The sequence below is a fragment of the Moraxella ovis genome, assembly GCF_900453105.1.
Classification (GTDB): domain Bacteria; phylum Pseudomonadota; class Gammaproteobacteria; order Pseudomonadales; family Moraxellaceae; genus Moraxella; species Moraxella ovis.
This window is the reverse complement of sequence record NZ_UGPW01000001.1, coordinates 864670-882907: the sequence shown is the minus strand read 5'-3', so window position 1 is coordinate 882907 and position 18238 is coordinate 864670. Positions and strand designations below refer to the sequence as shown.

The following is an 18238-nucleotide window of genomic DNA, read 5'->3' as shown; positions in this document are numbered from 1 at the left end:
GGTGTATCCTATTCAAATAATTCATCTAATGCCAAGACTAGATTTAGCGGTATCTGCCATATCATGCGCCCGCACTCCCCGCGCTCATCGTCAGATGAGATACCGCGTAAAAACAGATATTCTGTCGCTCCTAGATAGCTCGATTCATTGCCCACATAGTCAGCAATTCTCATCTTTAATAGGCGATGAAGTGCCACCTGATAGAACGCTGCTTGCAGCCAATAACCCGCCTTATCCATCGCTGATATGAGCGACTGTCTATCATAATCACACCAATCATCACCCAAAAAATTCGACTTATAATCCAGCACAAAGAACCTGCCCTCATGCTCATACAATAAATCAATCTCACCCTTAAGATAATGATACACGCGATCGTTATGGTCAGGGGTTAATTCCAATGCGTGGTCGCTGTATTCTTCAAAGACTGCATTGATGTCAGCCACGCCAAAGCCATGCTTTAACCCAAGCACAAACTTCATCTCGCGCACACTATTGCCATCATGCAGTGATTTTAGATTGGTGCCCGATGCGCCAAATTTGGCATGAATCACCTCATACAGCCAAAGCACCAGCTGACTATGTGGCGTGTTTTTATCCGATTCTAAAGGCATAGATTGGTGCTTATGGCTTAGATATTCAGTTAAGCCCAACTTGCGCGCCTGACGATCAATCTCCTGACTGATGGCGAGTAGCTGACCTGACCTGTCAGTGATGGGCATGGATGTATCCACTTCTTGTAATACCAAATGCAAGAATTCACCCGCTGTTGCACCGCGGACAAAGGTGTTTTGAATACGCTCAACCACCTCATCAGATGAGCCATCAATCATCATTTCGTCATGAACATCTTGCTTATCATCATCCATCATCTCCTGCGATGATTCCAGCTGATTAATCAGCCTGGTAAAGCTCGCCTGATGTATGCCTTGAAAAGACTGCTTGGGAATGGCGACGTGCCAATCCACGTAATTGATGCGAGATTGAGGTTTATCATTGATATCATAGCGCGATTTTATTAAGTCTTCGCAATCCAAAAGCTCAATCCAGCCCATCTTGCCTTGCATTCGCTCCGGTAACGTCAGCGCTTTTTGCTCACTGACTTGACACCATATGAACATGGGGGATGTGCTATTATCTGCATAGTAGCTGTCCGAAGCCACCACATACACCTGCTCAGATGCACGTGTTAGGGCGACATAGCCTAGGCGCTTAGCCTCATCGACACCCTCCGTAAGATCAAGCACCCCATAATCCACATAACCTCTATTCCGAACGGGCGAGATGCGTCTTTGATATTTATCATCGCTATAAGGGTAAAATAACGCATTATTGCCCTTCACCGACTTTTCAAGTCCGAGCACATATACGATGGGAAATTCAAGCCCTTTTGATGCATGGATGGTCATCAGATTCACGCCTGCTTCGCTGGGCAGCACCCTTCTTTTGTTGTACTCGCTTGCACCCTCTTGCATTTGAATCTCGAACCATTCTAACAGCGCGGTCTCGTGCAGATGCGACTGCTCACCTACCAATTCAACCACTTGCCACAAGTCTGCCAAATATCGCTCACCGGCTTTGGCAGCATTTAGCCATAAGCCATCGGATAGATTGCGTTTGTCATTTAGCGGGTTCATCGATAGTGCATACCAAATCGCGCTGGCGATGCCGTACTTTTGCCATTGTTCGTGCATTTTGGCAAGATAACCGAACAATCGAATCTTCTGCTCTGCACCATCTTGGCTCATTTGATCCGACTCATCAGCAAATAAAGTCGTAATGTCATCAAGAGACAATCCAAACAAATACCCGCTTAGCAGCCGACCTACTTTCTCAAGATTACCCGCATCCAGACACACAGCCAACAAGGCATATAAATCATTAGCGGCAGGCATGGCAAAGACATTCTCATCTTTGATAGCAATGGCAGGAATGTTTAGTTTATCTAAATATCCTTTAACCGCTGAGAATTCAGCCTTGGTCTTAGTCAAGACAGCAATATCACTGGGGACGATGGGTCTTGACCTGCCATTATCATCCATCGTGCAATGCGGATTTTGTAGAAGGCTGTTAATATGATGGGCAATCGCCTGATGTTTTTGCCAAGCATCATCGACATTTAAATAAGACGTGTGCAATACTGTTAATGGCTGTTCATCTAGGTAGCTTGCCTGCATTGATTTATTTTGCCAAGACAGTCTTTGGGTTTGATTGTGCGCTTCGATGTGCTGATAATAGATGCCTTCACCAAGTTCGGCAGGGTTCAAGCCATCAAACGACTCATTCACGAACCATTGATTTAACGCATCAATCAGGGCTTTGTTAGAGCGCCTATTTACGGTGAGTGTTAAGTCTTTATTAATAATCTGGCGCTGCTTCTCTTGTTGATGTTGAGCATTTCCCAAGTATTTTATGTAGTTATAGTTACTCACATCACCGCCACGGAAACGGTAAATCGCCTGCTTAGGGTCGCCCACCAGTAACAAAAATCCCTTGGGTGTTTTGTTATTTTGTAATTCGTCTTGCAAGGGGTCGATATATACCCGCTTAATCAGGGCTACCTGAGCGCCATTCACGTCCTGTGACTCGTCGATGAGTGCCACAGGATAGTGATGACGAATGCGACGCACCAAGTCCTTACTGCTTGCCAGCGCATCATTCAAACGCTTCATCTGCAAGGTGAATGTCGTCTTACCCATGCCCTCAAGCCATGACGGGCTCAGCCGTCGGACATCCTCAGCGATTTGACGATATAGATAAGCTCGATATTGAACAGTAATATCACGAATTTTCTCAATGATTGTCGGAATGTTGATCAGTTTTTGCTGGATAAAATCATACAGCATCATCACCGCATCGTGATCGTAATTTTTGTTCGTCAGATTTGTTATGTCTTTGATTTTCTCGATATTTTTAATCCAATTTTTCAATGGTTCCAAATGATTGACAAATCCAATGCCATGCTCACGAATCAGTACTTGGATTTCGGTCAACTTATCCAAAGATTTGGGCAGGTTGGCACGACCATTAATCCCTACTTTTTTTCGATAGTCATCATTCAAGAATTGATGAATCTCGTCCAAATCATAACTTAAAATTTCATCCAGTTCAGCCTCAAGACTCTCCACATAAGCATCATCAATATCGGGCATCGAGTCAATCGGCGCATCAAAAAACTGTGTGGCAAGATTGATGGTGGCTTTGGCGCCATGAATGTCACTAAATACATTACTGGGCGCAATGAATGCGTATAGCTTGGGGTTTTGAGTGATGATTTGTGCGTGCTTCTTACGCAGGCTGTCATGAATGATGGCGGTCGTGATGCCATCGCTGTCGTATTGGATTTCTGCTTTTGTCTGATGACCAATTTCAGCGGCGAACTCTTTGAGCCATTTTTGTGCCAGACTATCAAGCGTACCCACAAAGAGCTTATCGAGCATTGATAACAATAGCCCCACCCGACGAAACGCCTCATCAAAAGCAAAATCATCCTCATGGTTAATCAAAAACTCAATCAAATGCTGATTGACAATATCATCCGCCTCATCAATGCCTGCCTGCTTGGCAGTTGTGACGATCTCATTAAGACGATCTGAAGTGGGTATCTTACGGTCAAACCATGACTCATGAGTAGCCTGCCTGGACTTCATCCAAGTCAAATAGCGATAAAAAGTCGTCAAGCGCGCCTGAATTCGCTCCTGCATCTCAGCGGCAGCAGCGCGGGTAAATGTGGTGGCAATGATCCGCTCTGGTGCATACTTTTTCTCAACCAGTAAGCGTAAAATAATGCCCGAAAGCGTCCAAGTCTTGCCCGTACCTGCAGATGCCTCAATCAGATAAGCGCCTGATAGCGTGCAGGCCGTGGCAGGCGTGCTACGAATATCACTCATGAGCATCTCCTTGTACTGGTGGGCGATTTAGATTCTCTAAAGTTGTCATGTATGCCAAAACATCACCATATAAAGGCTTAGCCAATATCGCTGCCTGTCTCATTGCTTGATCTACGTTCTGCCCTTGAAGCAGCGCCTCCCAATGCAGATCTTTACTAGAATAATCTGTATCCTTGCCAATGCAATCATCAAGACTTAAATCCTCCACCGGCGTATCATCCAAAGATAGAATCTTTAAGGCGTTATCTGCCGTTAGCACCAATGGCGTCACGCGAGTCAATACGGCGAATAGTATCAGATTTTTTAAATACCGCATCGCCTTATCGGCACAAATCGGGCGCATCACGATGGTAGCAACCTCAGAAAATGGCTTAATCAGCTTTCGTCCTTTTTTATAATGCCAAATACTCATACCGCGATCGGTACGTTCGTCTTGAGCGGTTGTTTGGCGATGAATCTGCCATAACAAATGCTGCACCCAGAACCCAAGCAGCTTATCTGATGAAGTACTACTTACCAAGACATTAAGCCAATGATCGCTTGAAAAATCTGGTAATTGAGCCAAGATCTTCAGCGGCTTCGTGCCGATATGTAGCGGGATCGCCTGCTCTTGGGTGGATGTGATGAGCGCCGAAAAGTTCAGACTACTACCGCCATCCACCTCCAACTGCCCCACTAGACTACCATTCGCATTATTCAGCTGAGTCCAAAATTCATCAACCACACCACTTACCAGCTCAATGTCTTGTTTTAGGCGTGCGTATTTGGTTGCGCCTGCAGGCAGTAGCGGCTCGTGACGAAGCGCCTTGAACTGGGTAAGCTTTTGCTGTCTTTGAAGTGTCAAGTCAGATGGCATCGCCACATCAAACAGCGCTTTTACATCCATCTCATTGATGTTCTTGCCATCGAACACCCCTGTCGCCAAGGTCTGAACGATGGCATCACTCAGTCGCCAACCCTCCAGACCACCCATCGATAATGGCTCATCTCGATCCATCTCCTCCAAGGCAGTTAATACCATAAGTCTACCTTGCAGATAAGATTTGGCAGGTGATTTGATGGCGCTGTTGATCGTCTGTACAGTAAGGTAGCTTGGTAGCTCAATGTGGTAAGCTGACAGCAGATCATCCACCAACTGATCAGCATCTGACGACCCAGTCATCACCTTGGTAAACACCGCTTGAATCCTTGCCAGCTCATCATCAGTCGGCAGTGTTACAAACGACTTATCTTCTGTATCGCGTAATCTATCGTCAAGCACCTGACGCACATTTTGCCAAAGTGGTGCAGGCGGCAGGAATGACTGCAGTTCACGCTTTTTGTCATCAATGACCCTCGTTAAGGCAGACACAGGATCATCATCGTTAATCACGCCATCATCACAATAAAACAACGACCGCTCAAAGCTCATCGCCTCATGCCCAGTCAGCAGATAATGCTCAATTAAGCCAGGTAGTCTCTCACCAACTCGTCTGGTCAAATCATCAGCTGAATCAGGCAGCTGCCAATCCATGCCCGACTTTAAAAATTCAAGCAACTCTGTCACAGGCGATGCCGGCAGCAGTGCCGTGCTACCATCAGCACTCATACCATCGTAAAAAATCAAACACGTGTCTTTGGTACATAGCAGTGCATCCAAGAACGCGCCATTATCATCGTCTTCGTTCGAGCGATCGCCGCGCCGCTTTAGCCCTGCGCGCATCAGATCCAGCCTCATGCTTCTGTCTTGACGTGGGAATGCTGATAGATTCATGCCCAGCATGACAGTCAGCCCAAACGGTACACTTCTTAGCGAACCAAAACGTGCCACTGTGATTACATCTGCAGGCTCAGCAGCGACAGCTTGTAGCCCCACTGCCTCTGACAGACTCTCTAATACAAATTCTAAGGTCAGATGAATATCATCATCACTGCCGTGCTGAGCGTTCGCTCTTAGGCTTGCCAGCATGGCATTCTTCGCCTCAAAGATCGCACGCATCTTCATGGTTTGCTTAATGGCATAAAAATAATCATCAATCAGCTCATGCTCAATCCTATTTAGCCAATGCTGCACTTTGTCACGCTGCTGATATTGCCCGCCAAAATACGCCAAAGCCTCATGCATTCGGCACAGCGCTTGGACGATGTTTTTATCATTAAGCACAATCCCGCCCAGAGCCAACGTCGCTTCACTCGCGCCATCCGTCCAGTCAAATGGATATAGTAGCTCACTTGGCAACTGCTCATTTGGTGCAACAAATCCCATGACAATGCGATCCAAGGCATAGCTAAACGTGTATCGATAATCAGTGTCACTGTCATGCAATGTCTGACCGATGTGAGATGCATCAAAACCACGGCGAAAGCCAGCTTCCTCAAGCAGCGACCTTGCACGATACGCTTCATCAAAGCTTAACCCAAAGTTCTCATACACTGCAGGATTCATGAGCCATTCATAAAATTCATCGGCATAAAACCGCGCATGTTTTACACCGCACAAGCGATAAAAACCAAGCATAGCCTGCAGCAGCTCATCGATCTCACGCGCGGTCGTGCCTGTGATTTTGATGGGCAAATACAGCCCATCAACACCCACACCATCAGGGAACACCGCCCGAATGGTGTTCTGGGCTTCTTCTACATCAGGCAGTAATATCACCACATCAGATGGTTTTTTTTGGTGATCGTTTAGATATTTGGCGATCATCGTACGAGCAATCTCAAGCTGTCTTTTTAGTCCATGGCAAGCATGAACGCTTAAGCTTGGCAGTAGTTCTTTGTCAGTCTTGCTAAGCTCTGATAAAGTCGCTACTGATTTTGGGCGTTTTTTGTCGCTTAGTATCTGTAGCACCTCCCCCATCGCCATGCCTTTGACATCTTCATCCTCCCCAAGCATGAGGATGTCTTGCTTTAATTGATTTAGGATACTGTCATTCTCGCGACTGGTTTTTGATTGAAACTTATCCTGCCAATAAATCTGATGTAGTACACTTTGATTATTTAGATGATCTACATGATTTAACTGCTGATTGCCATTGTCTTCATAATAAAATTCACCGCCAGACATATCAGCAAGCATGGCAAAAGTCTCACGCGATTCCTTACCAAGTCGAGATAATAACCCATGCCCGTAGTCTTTTTTATACACGGCATTTGGATTGATGATGTTCTGAGTTAATAGCCAATTTTTATCAACAATGTCCGCCCAGAACATCTTGGATGGGTTAAAATGCAGCAGGCGAATGTTCATTGCCAGCGACAGTCTTTTTAGGAATAACAGCTCCACCTGTGGCAGCTGCTGCACGGTAAATAAATACAAATCTTTAGGTAACTTATTTAGCACCGCTTGGCGCAATTCGCCGCTGCGCCTGCCTTCTAATACATCCCAGAATCTATGCTCAAGCTTTTGGCGCATCTGATAGACATGTCTAAATAACCCATACCATAGATGGCGCAGTAGCTTTTCTAGATTTTTATAATGCGCCACCAGCCAATCAGGTGTGGCTTCTTTTTGACCATATTCATCGCCAAATCGATCTTTGCTGGCGATCATTTCTTCGACCACATTCTCAAGGCTTTCATTATCCCCCCATGCATCCAGCCACTCTGGGCGATGTGTCAGATAACGCACATACAGCCGAGATAACTCATCACACGCCTGCCACAGGCGATGGTCTGGTATCTCATATTGGTCTTGGCTCTGCTCCGCCAATGGCCTAAAAAGAAAATGCAATTCATGCTGATCATTATTTAGAATTTCTAATAATTCTTGAGGTTTTGCTTTAGCACTTAAAAACCCAAACAGTCGCCAGCGCATGACCGAGGCAGACAGCATCGCCACCTCAGGCACCGCCAAGGCATCATTAGGATGCATCGCACCATCAAGCTCTAGCGTCTGCTTAATCATCTGCCATTGATACTGACCCCAAAATTGAGCTGTCATCATGGTGCTGATACCCGCCTTTAGAGCGACTTGTTTTTCAAGCCAATGCCCAAGCACCATCGATGGCACAATCACCACAAACGGCGTAAAGATCATCGCACTAAAATCCGCCTGATTTTGATGCGGATTCTTGTAAAAATCAATCAATTCATCAACCAAGACATCAGTGTCATTAGATTGGATAATCTGAAACATGGCAAATCCAAGCTGAGCTAAAAATTAAATTGTACCTTGAATCGCTTTAATTATCCACCTGGTTATTTTTAATAAAAATCCGCCGCCCATCCACTCATCCTAATCTAAAATTAACACTTAAAAATCCACCCAATCAATGCTATAATTCACCCCATAATTCCCTCTCATTTTTACAGCATTTTAAGCAAGTTATTCATAAAGACATCCAATAAAAAGAGACATTAATGGCATTTGTACATTTGGGCGTGCACAGTGAGTTCGCCATCGTTGATTCCATTGTACGCATCAAAGAACTGGTCAAAAAAGCCAGCCAAGATGGTCAGACCGCACTGGGTCTGGCAGATGTGAACAACATGTTCGCTGCGGTTAAGTTCTATAAGGCTTGCACGGCAGCTGGCATTAAGCCTATCATCGGCGTAGAAGCCACGATTGGTGAAGACATTGATCGCCTCGCCGAAGAGAATAATCATTCGGTGATACTGTACGCCATGAATAATGACGGCTACAAAAACCTACTGCGCCTATTGTCCGATGCCTATACCAACCGACCCATGCAGGACGGCTCAGTGACGGTGCACACGCCCATCATCACCAAGGAAGCTTTATTTGCCAATAACGACGGTATCATCGCCATTTTGACCGATCGCTCAGAGACTGCCGCCATATTAAAAGGCAACCACCCTGAGATGTTCGCTACGCCTGTTAAGCCTTGGCAAGATGCTTTTGGTGATCGCCTATACCTTAGCATTAAGCGCACACACGAATCGGACAACGCCTATAACCGCGAAGCGATCATTCAAGGCTCAAAGGCAGGCATTCCAATCATCGCTCATAATGACGTGCGATTTATCAATCCAGTACCACAAGATGTCGGACAAGCCAAAGAAAACAACGCCAGTAGTGACTTTGATGCGCACGAAGCTCGCGTGTGTATCGCAACAGGCTACACTCTAGAAGATACAAACCGACCTAGAAATTACACCGAAGCGCAGTATTTTCGCAGCCAAGCAGAGATGGAAGAGTTATTCTCAGACATCTCGCAAGTCATCGAAAACACCAACCTACTTGCCAGTCGCTGTAACGTCACGCTTACCCTAGGTATTAACGTCCTGCCTGACTTTCCCATTCCAGAAGGCGACACCATTGAGAGCTTCTTTAAAAAGGTCAGCCTAGATGGTCTGCACCAACGACTTGCCAAGCTGTATCCTGAAGATAAGCGCGGAGACGACTGGGATACGATTTATCAATCATATAAAGACCGATTGGATTATGAGCTTGGCATCATCCTTAAGATGGGTTTTCCAGGGTATTTCTTGATCGTGATGGACTTTATCCGCTGGGCAAAAGCCAATGGCGTGCCTGTCGGTCCGGGACGTGGCTCGGGCGCTGGCTCTTTGGTAGCTTATAGCCTAAACATTACCGACCTTGATCCACTCAAATACGATTTACTATTTGAACGTTTCTTGAATCCTGAGCGTGTGTCGATGCCTGACTTTGATATCGACTTTTGTATCGAAGGGCGCGACCGTGTGATCGACTATGTGGCACGAACCTACGGGCGACAGGCCGTCTCACAGATCATTACCTTTGGTACCATGGCGGCGCGTGCGGTGGTGCGAGATGTGGCACGAGTTCAGGGCAAATCATATGGTCTTGCCGATAAAATCTCAAAACTCATCCCAAAGACACCTGGCATCTCACTTGATGAGGCACGTTCAGAAGAGCCGCTACTCGAAGAACTCCTAAAAGAAGGTTCAACACACTCCGACCATCAAGCCGCCACAGAAATCTGGGAAATGGCAAAAAAACTAGAAGGTATCACGCGCAACGTCGGTAAACACGCAGGTGGCGTACTCATCGCACCCAATCGAATCAGCGATTTTAGCGCGGTGTACTGCGATGACAAAGGACACCCTGTCAGCCAGTTCGATAAGGACGACGTCGAGGCGGTAGGCTTGGTGAAATTTGACTTTCTAGGACTTCGAAACCTCACCGTCATCCAAGCCGCGGTTGATAACATCAACATCACTCGCGCCAAGCTCGGTCAAGAACCCATTGACCTTGAAAAGCTCCCCTTGGATGACAGCGACGTCTATCAGTCTGTGCTACAATCAGGTAATACCACCGCCGTGTTCCAGCTTGAAAGCTCAGGCATGAAAAAATACCTAAAGCAGCTCAAGCCCACCAACATCGAAGACGTCATCGCGATGTGCGCCCTGTATCGCCCAGGCCCGCTAGAATCAGGCATGGTGACAGACTTTATCGACCGTAAACACGGCATACAAGAACCCGCCTATCCCCATCCTGATTTTCAGCATGAATGGCTAGAGCCACCCTTAAAAGCAACCTATGGCGTCATCGTCTATCAAGAACAAGTCATGCAGATCGCTCAGGTACTCTCAGGCTACACCTTAGGTGGTGCTGACATGCTACGACGTGCCATGGGTAAAAAGAAACCCGAAGAGATGGCAAAGCAGCGTAGCATCTTCGTAGAAGGTGCGATCGGACAAGGCATATCCGGCGACTTGGCAGGTCAGATTTTTGATCTGGTAGAGAAATTTGCAGGTTATGGTTTTAACAAATCACACTCTGCTGCCTATGGCGTGCTGGCTTATCAGACCGCATATCTTAAGTACTACTACCCTGCCGAATTCATGGCGGCGGTACTGTCATCAGAGATGGATGACACTGACACCATCGTGTTCTTGATTTCTGATTGCAAAGAGAACTTTGATCTGTCTGTCATCCCACCGAGCGTGAATCACAGTGATTGGCACTTTATCGTACAAGACGAAAAAACCATCATCTATGGACTTGGCGCCATCAAAGGCGTAGGTGAGGACGCGGTGGCAAGCATCGTCAAAGCGCGAAAAGAAAGTAAATTCAAAGACCTTTATGATTTTTGTAATCGTGTTGACATCAAAAAAGTCGGCAAACGCGCCCTAGAAGCGCTGATTTGCGCGGGCTGTTTTGATGATTTGGCTATACAGATTAAGCCAGAATTTGCCGAACAAGAACTGCGTCATCATATCCGCGGTGGACTGTGGGCACAGCTGCCCGCCGCCATGCAAGTCGCTGAGCAAAACCGCCAAAACGCGCTGGCTGGCACTTTCGATTTATTTGGCGAAGTGGACGATGGTCTGTCTGTCGCGCCCGAACTGCCCGACATCGTCTGGGGTGATCAGACCCGCTTAAAGGGCGAAAAAGACACGCTAGGCTTATACCTAACAGGTCATCCGCTGGATAAATACCGTGATGAACTAAAAAAATACACCAATGTTAGCCACCTAAGCGAGCTGTCGGACACTGGTTATAATAAATTTGCCCGTGTGGCAGGTCTGGTTATCGATGTCGCCAACTTCGGCAACCGTGTCGCCATCACGCTTGATGATGGCAGTGCACGCGTGGAAGTTAGCTGCTTTACCGACAAATTCTCACGTCTACAACCCATCCTAGAGACCAACATCGCACTTAGCGATCGACTGCTGGATAAATATGCTCATCTTAGTAGCGATAAGAACTTTAAACCAAAAGATCTCAACGCCCAAACCCTGCGCAAAATTGAAGATAAAACCGACTGGGAATACATCTCCAACCTAAATGGCGCAATCATCATCGCCACGCTAAGCGTGCGTGAGAATGATGGTCGTATTTTTGCCAGAATGCAGAACGCCATGACGCTAACCCAAGCGCGATTAAAGCACCTATCGGCGGTAAACATCAAACTATACGCTCACGACATGGAAGCACTAAGCAGACTAATACCGCTTCTAAAAGAAAACACCCCGCCTGCTGCCAATCTCATCCCACCGCCTGCTGATGACGATGAGGAGATCGAAGATGCAGTGGCTTATGACGAAGAAGGTAATATCCTTACGACCACAGCACCTACAGTATTAAGAGATGGCTGTCTGCCGGTATCGCTGTTTTTGTATGATGAATGCAGCATCTCACGCGTCTCGGTGAATGATCGATTCCGCCTATATCCCAGTGATGACGTGCTTGATGAGCTAAGAGCGATACTGCCATCACAGAATGTATTATTAAGATAAGTTATGAATTTAATCTATCAACTGGCGAGCATTCGCATCATCATGATTGGCACCACCCTACCCGCCAACATCGGCTCGGCTGCTCGTGCCATGCACACGATGGGACTGTCCGATCTGGTTGTCGTGAATCCACGTCTACCCATTGATGACACCAGTGTTGCCAATGCTGCAGGTGCGACCTCTGTGCTTGATTCTGCGCGCATTGTCGATGATCTAAATGAAGCCTTGTCAGACTGCCATCTGGTATTTGCAGCATCCGCGCGCGTTCGCCACATGCCACGCCCTGTCATCACCCCAAAGATGGCAGCAGAGCTAATGATGAATATTCATCAGGCGCATAGCAGCCTTGATGAACAAACCATCCCAAAGATCGCCATCTTATTCGGGCGTGAAGATCGCGGTCTAACGAACGATGAACTTTCGCTGGCGGATTATCACATCCAGATCCCCGCCAATCCTGAATATCCCGTTCTTAATGTCGCCGCCGCCATACAGGTGATAGGCGCGTTCATCTATGATGTACTGTCAGGTCATACATCAAAATCAGAAGACAACATCTCCCAAACTCATCAAATCTACCTAAATATCCGACAAGACTGGGATGAGCCTGCCATCACATACGCTCAGCAGCAAAACCTTAACAGCAGTCTCATCGATTTGCTTATTAAGCTTGACTTGGCAGACGATCAGGACTTAAAACACCTGCCCACGCGCCTATCACGGCTCACAAGTCGGGTGCAGCTTGACCAAAAAGAATTTGCCCTACTGCGCGCATTAATTGCCAAAATTCATGTTAAAATTAGCCAAAACTAGCCAGATTAGCCAAGTTGTCTTGATAATAGCTTGATTGCTTTAGAACTATTTTAAGGATTATTCGTGTCATTCATTCAAAAAATCAAAAATCTCAAAAACGCCATCAATGATGACTTAGAGGCCGTATTAGATCGCGACCCTGCCGCTCGCACCAAGGCAGAAGTATTTATCACGTACCCCGGCATACACGCACGCACCCTACACCGCGCCGCTCATGCCTTGTGGGAGAACGACCACAAATTCCTAGCACGAAGCTTGTCGCACATCAGCCGCGTCACGACAGGCATCGAGATCCACCCTGCCGCCAAAATCGGCAAACGCCTATTCATCGATCACGGCATGGGCGTGGTCATCGGCGAGACTGCCGAAATTGGCGATAATGTGACGCTCTATCATGGCGTCACCTTGGGCGGTGTCTCATGGGAAAAAGGCGCCAAACGCCACCCCACGCTTGGCGACCATGTGGTCGTGGGCGCAGGTGCCAAAATCCTAGGCGGCTTCACCGTGGGTAATCACGCCAAAATCGGCTCAAACGCCGTCGTCGTAAAGCCCGTACCAGAAAATGCCACCATGGTCGGCTCCGCTGCTCGCATGATCGACAAGAACAGCAAAAAAGACGCACCAAAGGTCAGCCAAGAACAGACACAAGCAGCGGATGAACTGTTCAACGCCTATGGGCTTAAGCCCGACACCCAAGACCCCGTGGCCACAAGCATCGCGGCACTCCTAGCGCACATTCAGAATCAAGACAAACGCATCGATGAACTACAAAACGCCGTCTGCAAGCTAGACCCTGAGTTTTGCAGTCAAGCCATCGAACTAATCTGTAAAGATGACCTAGACGTCCTAAAAACCCAAAGTTAATGGCACAAGATGACGCATTTAAGATGACAAAATAAATCATAATTTTGTTATAATTATCCGCTTTATTCATTAGAAATAACAAGGAATCTCATGACTGACAGCACTCAGCCAACCACCCCAAAGCGCGTATTAACAGGCATTACCACCACAGGCATTCCACATCTGGGCAACTATGTCGGCTCAATTCGCCCTGCGATTATCGCTGCCAACGAGGCAATCGCACGTGGCGATGGTGATGCGTTCTTTTTCTTAGCCGATTTTCATGCCTTGATCAAATGCTTCGACCCTGATGAGATTCATCGCTCCACACGTGCCATTGCGGCGACATGGTTAGCTTGTGGTCTTGATCCACAGGCGGTTACATTTTACCGTCAATCGGACATTAGCGAGATTCCAGAACTTGCCTGGATTTTAAATTGCTCATGCGCCAAGGGTCTGATGAATCGTGCGCACGCTTATAAGGCGGCTGTCGATATTAACACCACCAAGGAAGACACCGATCCTGATTTTGGCATCACGATGGGGCTATTTAGTTACCCTGTGCTGATGGCGGCTGACATCTTGATGTTCAATGCCACCCACGTGCCTGTTGGCAAAGACCAAGTTCAGCACATCGAGATGGCGCGCGACATCGCAGGCACTTTTAATTTTAAATACAAGCCGCTATTTACCCAGCCCAATGCTGTTATCGATGAAGACACACCACTACTGACCGGCCTAGACGGGCGCAAAATGAGCAAATCTTATGGCAATACCATTCCATTATTCGGCGATGGCAATCCGCAAGTTGATCCACAAAAAGCCCTAAAAAAAGCGATCTCTCAAATCGTCACCAATTCACAAGCACCCGAAGAACCTAAGAATTCTGACGAATGTACCATCTTTGAGATTTATCGCGCCTTCGCCACCAAAGAAGAAATCGAAGAGTTGGCCGCCCACTACCGTCGTGGCATCGGCTGGGGTGAAGCTAAAGAAATCTTGTTCAATAAAATTAATGACGAAATCGCGCCAATGCGCCAGCGTTATTTTGAACTCATGAATAACCCAAAAGAGCTTGAAGAAATCCTACAAATGGGCGCCATCAAAGCTCGTCGAGTCGCCCAAAAGCAACTGGATAAGACACGCCGCGCCATCGGCATCAAGCCCCTTGCCAAGCTTAAATAACATGATGGATACCGCCCAAGTACAAGATGTTGAGACCATTCGCATCTTTGATACGCCTGTTGAGAGCCTGCCCGATGACTTATACATTCCCCCGCAGGCTTTTGCGATTTGGCTTGAGCAATTTGCCGGCCCGCTTGATTTTTTGTTGTATTTGGTCAAGAAAAACAACTTCGATCTGACTGAGACCGCCATTTTACCCATTACGGAACAATACTTAAGCTACATCAAAGACTTGGATGAAGAATATTTTGAATTGGCGGGCGATTATCTGTTGATGGCCGGCACGCTCATCGCCATCAAGAGTGAGCTGTTATTACCACAGCCAGAGATTGATGATGAAGGCATGAACCCCAAAGCAAGACTCATCAGAAAACTTGAAGAATACGCTCAGATCAAAGAAGCTGCTCAAAGGCTTGATAAGTTGATACGACTAGAAAGAGATGTATTTTTGGCATTTACCAGCTTGCCCAGCATTGAGGCGATGCGCGCCGAACTGCCAAAATACTCTCCGCAGATTCTCGTTAACAGCCTCATCACCATGCAGATTAAGCCTGATTATCAGATGCACACAGTCAATGTGGATCCCGTGCCACTGCCCGAGCGCATCGCCAACATCACCCGAATGCTCAGCGAAAAAGGCTCATCCACTTTCAAAGAGCTACTAGAACCCACCCAAGGCAAGCTTGGCGTGGTGGTAAGCTTCGTGGCGGTGCTTGAACTGATTAAGCGCGGCTTAGTCGGTCTTAGTGAGTACAGCGATGACTTCGATGACGAAGGTGTGGACAACTACGCACTTCAAACCACCGAAAAACGCGCCAAAAACACCCTGCCAAGCATCGACAACACCGGTCATGCCATCGGCGAACAAACCCTATACTGGCTACATTAACCCATGCAAAACACCCTAACACCACTTACTTTAGATGTCGAATCAACAAATCAAGACAGCCATAAAGAGCTGCTCGAGTCGCACGCCACCGCCGAAGCACTAAGTCGCTATATCGAGGTGCTACTACACGCAAGCGAAACACCCCTAACCGATCAAGATCTAAAAAAACACCTATCTATGAGTAGTGATGAGCTCCAAATGGCGCTAATCATTCTAAAAGAGCGACTGTCAGGTAGCGTACTCACCCTAGGCAAGACCGCGAGCGGATACCGCCTGCAGATCAAGGACAGTTATTCTCGGCTCATTCAGCAGATCTTTCCAGAGCGTCTTGAAAGCCTAAGCCAAGCCTTACTTGAGACCTTGAGCGTCATCGCCTACAAGCAGCCCGTCACACGCTCTGACATCGAGCAGGTGCGTGGCGTTACCATATCAAGTAACATCCTAAGACAGCTGTTCGATAAGGGCTGGATCATGGAGAAAGGATATAAAGACACACTCGGTCGCCCAGCACTGCTACATACCACACCAGCATTCTTGGATGCATTTGGATTGGCAAGCCTAGATGAATTGCCGCCATTGCCTGACTTACAGAGTCTAAAAGTAAATGGCTAAATCACCTGTTAATTGATGTACTTACACATCAATACAGATTTTACTTGCTAATTTAACCCAAAAGTCTTATCATTGATCTTTTAACATTGTGAAATGTTATTTTCCAACCACAGGACACCATCATGACCGACACGCCAGACATCATCGAAACCCCCACCGATAACGCACGCCCAGAAGGCGAAAAACTTCAAAAACTACTCGCCCGCATGGGTCTAGGCTCTCGCCGCGGACTCGAAGAGATCATCAAATCAGGACGTGTTTCTATCAACGGTAGCATAGCCACGCTTGGCGATCGTGCTAGTGCGATGGATGAGATCCGTGTCGATGGTCGCCTAGTACACATCAAGGCAGAACGCGAAAAACGCCGCCGCGTCATCGCTTATTACAAGCCTGAAGGCGAGATTTCATCAGCTTCAGATCCAGAGGGTCGCCCTACTGTTTTTGACCGTCTGCCTAAGCTAACCGGTGACAGATGGGTAATGGTAGGACGTCTAGACATCAACTCATCAGGCCTATTACTATTCACCAACGATGGTGAGCTGGCGCACCGCCTCATGCACCCATCAAGTGAAGTAACTCGTGAGTATGCCGTGCGTGTGCTTGGTGAAGTTACCCCCGAGATTGCTCAGAATTTGACCCGTGGCGTCGAGCTAGAAGACGGTATGGCAAAGTTCGATGACATCAAAGAAGGTGGCGGCACAGGCGTTAATAAATGGTATCACGTTAAGATCAAAGAAGGTCGTAAGCGTGAAGTTCGCCGTATGTTTGAGTCTCAAGAACTTAAAGTATCGCGCCTAATTCGTACTCGTTACGGCACGGTAATTTTACCAAAAGAGCTGCGCACAGGACGATTCATTGAACTTGATGCCAAAGAGATCGGCAAACTAATCGAGACAGTCGGATTGCGCCCACGCATAGGTACAGGTCTAAATACCGCCGCCAAAGAAAAACAAGCACGCATTCACAAAAAACCACTAAAATCTCGCGAAATTCGTCGCCAAAAACACGAACGCCATGAGCGCAAAGAAGAGCGCAGACAGCGCACCGGCAACAAAAAACGCCCAAGCAGCGACAGCCGTCAGCGCACCCCAAATTTAAAAAACGCAACTTTTTATAAAGCATAATCCAAAAAAGTCGAGATCATCGCCTTTTAGTTTGTCTTTTTGAACTTGGAATTGTTTATGTATCCTTTTTTACGTCTTGCCAAAACCATCGTCAAAAGCTCAATCGACTTCAAACAAGGCGGCACACTGAATCTGACCGACACCAGTGAATATCACTTCAAGGCACGCCTGAACGACATCGATAACTTTCTTGAGATGAATAACGGGCGAATATTTACCCTATTTGATTTAGGTCGAACAGATTTTGCCATTCGTTCAGGTCTTGGGGTTAAGCTCATCAAAAATCGCTGGGGTTTGGTGGTGGCAGGCAGCACCATTCAGTACCGCAAGCGAATTCGTGCTTTTGATAAGGTTACGATGAAAACTCGCATTTGTGCCATTGATGAACGCTGGTTTTATGTGGAGCAGACCATGTGGGTTAAGGGAAAGTGTACTTGTCATGCCCTGCTTCGCACCGCTGTCACCAACATTAAAACGGGCAAGACCATAGACACCAAAACCGTATTAAGCGCATTAAATCTATCCGACATTAACATGCCGCCTGACAAATGGGTGCAGTCTTGGGTAAATACTGACAAGCTGCGCCCTTATCCAAGCGAATGACTCTAGCAAGCCTAAATTAACGAAATTTAGGCTTTGTCATATGTTGGTTGGAAACAAGCCAAGTTTTTAAATTTTCTTACAATTTATTGGTTAAATGTATGACCTACCAA

Annotated in this window: 10 protein-coding genes; 8 read left to right on the top strand and 2 right to left on the bottom strand. The window is 47.0% G+C overall.

The window, feature by feature from the left end; all coding sequences use genetic code 11:
• Positions 1-8 precede the first annotated feature (8 nt).
• Positions 9-3890, bottom strand: coding sequence for a UvrD-helicase domain-containing protein (locus tag DYD54_RS04365; protein WP_063513898.1), 3882 nt, complete (start codon positions 3888-3890; stop codon positions 9-11).
• On the bottom strand, positions 3883-8007 hold the full coding sequence (locus tag DYD54_RS04360) for an exodeoxyribonuclease V subunit gamma (protein ID WP_063513897.1): 4125 nt from the start codon (positions 8005-8007) through the stop codon (positions 3883-3885). The genes DYD54_RS04365 and DYD54_RS04360 overlap by 8 nt, the downstream gene beginning before the upstream one ends.
• A 224-nt stretch (positions 8008-8231) precedes the next feature.
• On the opposite strand from DYD54_RS04360, the gene dnaE reads away from it, so the two are divergent.
• From dnaE to DYD54_RS04320, 8 genes are all read left to right on the top strand, one after another.
• Positions 8232-12059, top strand: a complete 3828-nt coding sequence (dnaE, locus tag DYD54_RS04355; protein ID WP_063513896.1) for a DNA polymerase III subunit alpha — start codon at positions 8232-8234, stop codon at positions 12057-12059.
• 3 nt (positions 12060-12062) lie between these two features.
• Entirely contained in the window at positions 12063-12872 is an 810-nt protein-coding gene (locus DYD54_RS04350; protein ID WP_063513895.1) for an RNA methyltransferase, read from the top strand.
• Positions 12873-12935: 63 nt separating this feature from the next.
• Complete coding sequence (gene cysE, locus DYD54_RS04345; RefSeq protein WP_115265735.1) at positions 12936-13736, top strand: serine O-acetyltransferase; 801 nt, start codon at positions 12936-12938, stop codon at positions 13734-13736.
• Positions 13737-13826: 90 nt separating this feature from the next.
• Positions 13827-14900: a tryptophan--tRNA ligase gene (gene trpS, locus DYD54_RS04340; RefSeq protein ID WP_063513894.1), complete on the top strand. Its 1074-nt coding sequence runs from the start codon at positions 13827-13829 to the stop codon at positions 14898-14900.
• Between the two features lies 1 nt (position 14901).
• On the top strand, positions 14902-15789 hold the full coding sequence (locus DYD54_RS04335; RefSeq protein ID WP_063513893.1) for a segregation and condensation protein A: 888 nt from the start codon (positions 14902-14904) through the stop codon (positions 15787-15789).
• 3 nt (positions 15790-15792) lie between these two features.
• A complete protein-coding gene (gene scpB, locus DYD54_RS04330; protein WP_046696760.1) occupies positions 15793-16401 on the top strand; it encodes an SMC-Scp complex subunit ScpB in 609 nt (202 codons plus the stop codon).
• Positions 16402-16523: 122 nt separating this feature from the next.
• Positions 16524-17525 carry a 23S rRNA pseudouridine(2605) synthase RluB gene (gene rluB, locus DYD54_RS04325; protein ID WP_063513892.1) on the top strand — a complete coding sequence of 334 codons (1002 nt, stop codon included), beginning with the start codon at positions 16524-16526 and terminating at the stop codon, positions 17523-17525.
• Between the two features lie 57 nt (positions 17526-17582).
• A complete protein-coding gene (locus tag DYD54_RS04320) occupies positions 17583-18128 on the top strand; it encodes an acyl-CoA thioesterase (RefSeq protein ID WP_063513891.1) in 546 nt (181 codons plus the stop codon).
• Positions 18129-18238: the final 110 nt, after the last annotated feature.

Coding starts and splice junctions, on each gene's coding strand:
- DYD54_RS04365 (WP_063513898.1), bottom strand. CDS start 3,890: ATGAGTGATATTCGTAGCACGCCTGCCACGGCCTGCACGCTATCAGGC.
- DYD54_RS04360 (WP_063513897.1), bottom strand. CDS start 8,007: ATGTTTCAGATTATCCAATCTAATGACACTGATGTCTTGGTTGATGAA.
- dnaE (WP_063513896.1), top strand. CDS start 8,232: ATGGCATTTGTACATTTGGGCGTGCACAGTGAGTTCGCCATCGTTGAT.
- DYD54_RS04350 (WP_063513895.1), top strand. CDS start 12,063: ATGAATTTAATCTATCAACTGGCGAGCATTCGCATCATCATGATTGGC.
- trpS (WP_063513894.1), top strand. CDS start 13,827: ATGACTGACAGCACTCAGCCAACCACCCCAAAGCGCGTATTAACAGGC.
- DYD54_RS04335 (WP_063513893.1), top strand. CDS start 14,902: ATGATGGATACCGCCCAAGTACAAGATGTTGAGACCATTCGCATCTTT.
- scpB (WP_046696760.1), top strand. CDS start 15,793: ATGCAAAACACCCTAACACCACTTACTTTAGATGTCGAATCAACAAAT.
- rluB (WP_063513892.1), top strand. CDS start 16,524: ATGACCGACACGCCAGACATCATCGAAACCCCCACCGATAACGCACGC.
- DYD54_RS04320 (WP_063513891.1), top strand. CDS start 17,583: ATGTATCCTTTTTTACGTCTTGCCAAAACCATCGTCAAAAGCTCAATC.